The organism is Catellatospora sp. NPDC049609, assembly GCF_040675365.1.
Lineage (GTDB): Bacteria > Actinomycetota > Actinomycetes > Mycobacteriales > Micromonosporaceae > Catellatospora.
In genome coordinates, this window is sequence record NZ_JBFAOU010000451.1 from 1 (window position 1) to 1,545 (window position 1,545).

At 69.9% G+C, this 1,545-nt stretch carries 2 protein-coding genes; one reads left to right on the plus strand and one right to left on the minus strand.

What is annotated here, in order from left to right:
- A partial coding sequence (locus AB0J67_RS41050; protein WP_363491228.1) for a hypothetical protein occupies nt 1-251 on the plus strand: 251 nt, incomplete at its 5' end.
- Nucleotides 252-487: 236 nt separating this feature from the next.
- On the opposite strand, the gene AB0J67_RS41055 is transcribed toward AB0J67_RS41050, so the two are convergent.
- Complete coding sequence (locus tag AB0J67_RS41055) at nt 488-1,297, minus strand: FadR/GntR family transcriptional regulator (RefSeq protein ID WP_363491230.1); 810 nt, start codon at nt 1,295-1,297, stop codon at nt 488-490.
- Between the last annotated feature and the right edge of the window lie 248 nt (nt 1,298-1,545).

The window sequence follows — 1,545 nt, forward strand, 5'->3', positions numbered from 1 at the left end:
AGTCGGGTCTGGTGGGACGCCGGCCGGCAGGCGGCGGGGTGCGGGCCGGCGTCGTCTGGTGGTGTCAGGCCACTGCGGACCCGCGTGGAGTCGCGGTCTCTGCGGCGGCGCCCGACACACTGAGCACTCCGGCGTCCGCCGTCGCGCCGGGCGGCCGCCGAGTGGCCGGCACTCGGCTGATGCCTGCGCTGACGGCGGTGCGGCTGGAGGGCACCTGGTGCTCCTTTGACGAGGGACGGCTGATGGGCTGACACGTCGCGATCCGCTGGAGTTCGCGAACGGCGTCATGCGTTCACCCGCGTGAAATGCTCTGGGCGCAACCTCATCATACGTATGACGTCATAGCAAGACCCGATCGAAGAATTTGTACGGCGACCGGCACGAAAGGATCAAGGAGTGCACGGCGGTGCCGGCCCATATGGACGGCACGTGGGCTGGAGATACGTCTGCCGGGCCTACGCCCGCCGAGGTGGGGCCGCGCGCTCGGTCAGCGGGCCGACTGCCGGCGGGACGGCGAAGCCGGGGGCTCCGCGTCGGTCCGGGGACGGCGGCGGCTCCACGAGCCGGTGATGTGCGCACGCATCGTCGCGGCGGCGCCGGCCGGGTCCTTGGCCAGGATGGCGTCGTGTATCGCCTGGTGCTCGTCCAGGGTCTGGCGCATCACCGCTTCGTTGTACTCGCCGTGGTAGCGCATGCTGCCGCGAGCCTTGTCATGGATGCTGTTGACGATCGCGCGCCCGAGCCGGTTGCGTGATGCGGCCATGACCATGTCGTGGAAGTGCGCGTCGGCGGCGGCGAACTCCGCCACATTGTCGATCTTCGACCGCATGAGCTCGAGGGAGGCGCTGATGCGCAGCCGGTCCTCGGCGGTGTACGCGGTCGCCGCGGCCGCGGCCATGTCCGCCTCCAGCGCCGTGCGCGTGGCCACCAGCTCGTCCAGGAAGGAGAGGTTGGCGTCGTGGGCGATGATCGCGGTGAGCACCACGTCGTCGAGCAGGTTCCACTGCCGGGGGTCGGTGACCTGGGTGCCCCGGCCGTGCTCGATGCGGACCAGGCCCTTCTCCTGCACCACCTTGACGGACTCGCGGATCACGGTCCGGCTGACGCCGAACTGGTCGCACAGGTCGGCCTCCGGCGGCAGGGTCGCGCCCGGGGTGAGCACGCCGCGCACGATGTCGTTGACGATCTGCTGCACGACGTTGATGCCCAGCTTGGTGCCACGGGCCCGGGGCGGGGTGGCGTCGCCGGCGGATGCATGAGGTATGCCGAACGGGTCGGCCAGAACCTGCCGCGTCAACGCGCCCTCCCGGAGCAGTGGTCGCCGGACCACCAGACCCGACGACGACGAGTGTACGGCACGCTGACGTCACAGGTGAGATGTCATATGTCACTGTTCCGCTTCCGTACCCGGGAAGATTCTCGCACGAATGGTTATCTGCGCGCACCGGGCACAGTCGCATGATGAGACTCCGCCACGTATGGATCGTGGTGCCGGCGCGCACGCCGACGGCGCGCCGACGCGCTGTCGGACCGCTTGAGCGCGGT